The 1,957-nt window shown below is 47.7% G+C and carries 2 protein-coding genes; both read right to left on the bottom strand.

The window, feature by feature from the left end:
• Positions 1-869 (bottom strand): aconitase family protein (locus B7C60_RS18420; protein ID WP_245868916.1); only part of this gene is annotated, 869 nt, incomplete at its 3' end.
• Positions 870-928: 59 nt separating this feature from the next.
• Positions 929-1,957, bottom strand: a 1,029-nt coding sequence (prpC, locus tag B7C60_RS08040) for a bifunctional 2-methylcitrate synthase/citrate synthase (RefSeq protein WP_245868913.1), incomplete at its 5' end; no start/stop codon positions are given.

Raw genomic sequence — 1,957 nt, 5'->3', positions numbered from 1 at the left:
GTGGCACGATCACCAATCGTTAACGCTTTCGCACCTTCCCCAAAAAATTCAAGATAGCTCGACACCACTCGCTCATGGCGCAAAAATTCGGTGAGTGCCAACACAATATCTGTCGCAGTGATCCCCGGTTGACGTTTACCGGTTAATTTCACACCGACAATATCGGGTAAGCGCATCATAGAAGGGCGTCCAAGCATGACGGTTTCAGCCTCTAGCCCCCCCACGCCAATAGCAATCACGCCCAAAGCATCCACATGCGGTGTATGGCTATCGGTACCCACACACGTATCAGGATAAGCAACCCCCTCTTTGAGTTGAATCACTGGCGACATTTTTTCCAGATTGATCTGGTGCATAATGCCATTACCTGCCGGAATGACGTTGACATTCTTAAAGGCATTTTTACACCATTCGATAAAGTGGAAACGGTCTTCATTACGACGCTCTTCAATCGCTCGATTTTTCTCAAAAGCGTCAACCTCAAATCCGGCATGTTCGACCGCAAGTGAGTGGTCAACAATCAACTGCGTTTCTACTACAGGGTTCACATTGGCCGGATCGCCACCTTGATCTGCAATGGCGTCCCGTAGTCCGGCTAAATCCACCAAAGCGGTTTGCCCTAAAATGTCATGGCACACCACCCGAGCGGGATACCACGGAAAATCAAGATCACGCTTACGTTCGATCAACTGTTTGAGTGAATCAACCAAGATTTGTGGATCACAACGCCGCACCAAGTTTTCAGCAAGAACACGAGACGTATAAGGGAGCGTTTCATAGGCACCGGGAGTAATGGCATTAACGGCTTCACGGGCATCAAAATACTCAATTTGACTACCAGGTAATGTTTTTTTGTATTGATTATTCATCATCGTTATTTCCCAAAATCATCAAAGACGGGCTAGCAATAACCCGTCACTCCCGCACACTAACCACGCTGTTCAATAGGAATCCATTGCTGGTGATCTGGCCCGATATAATCGGCGCTCGGACGAATAATGCGGTTGTTAGCGCGCTGTTCATAGAGGTGTGCGGCCCATCCGGTTAAACGGCTCATAACAAAAATAGGCGTAAATAATTTGGTTGGGATTCCCATAAAATGGTAAGCCGAGGCATGAAAAAAATCGGCATTACAGAACAGCCCCTTCTCCCGCTTCATCACCGCTTCCACCCGCTCCGAAACAGCATAAAGATGCGTATCTCCAACGTGTTCGGATAACGCTTTTGACCAGCGTTTAATCAACGCATTACGCGGGTCACTTTCTCGGTAAATTGCATGGCCAAAGCCCATGATCTTCTCTTTATTTTCCAACATTTGTAGGAGCTCTTGCTCCGCTTCATCGGGTGTTGACCACGGCTCAATCATCGCCATGGCGGCTTCATTCGCCCCGCCATGGAGTGGCCCTCGCAAGGTGCCTATCGCCCCAGTAATACAAGAGTGCAAATCTGATAACGTTGAAGCGCAAACACGAGCTGAAAAAGTCGAAGCATTAAACTCATGCTCAGCGTATAAGATCAGTGAGCAGTGCATAACTTGTTTGAATAAGTCACAGGGGGCCTCATCAGTCAGCATCTTTAAGAAATAGCCACCGAGGGAATCTTCACTCATCTCTTCCGTATCAATGCGCACCCCATCATGACTGAATCGATACCAATAACAGATCATGGCAGGGAACAGTGCCAATAGGCGCTCTGTCGCCGCCAACTGTTGGGAAAAATCTTGTTCTGTCTCTAAATTGCCTAACATAGAGCATCCGGTACGCATCACATCCATGGGATGTGCTTGGGGCGGAATTTTCTCCAAAACGTCTTTTAACGCTTGGGGTAAGCCACGTAGACGAATAAGGCGTGTTTTATATTGATCCAATTCGCTTTGCGTGGGTAAATGCCCCACCAACAGCAAATGGGCAACTTCTTCAAATTGCGCATAATTAGCAAGATCCGTGATGTCATAACC

Origin of the sequence: Vibrio fujianensis (assembly GCF_002749895.1) — a bacterium.
GTDB classification, from domain to species: domain Bacteria; phylum Pseudomonadota; class Gammaproteobacteria; order Enterobacterales; family Vibrionaceae; genus Vibrio; species Vibrio fujianensis.
This window is presented reverse-complemented; position numbering and strand designations above follow the sequence as displayed.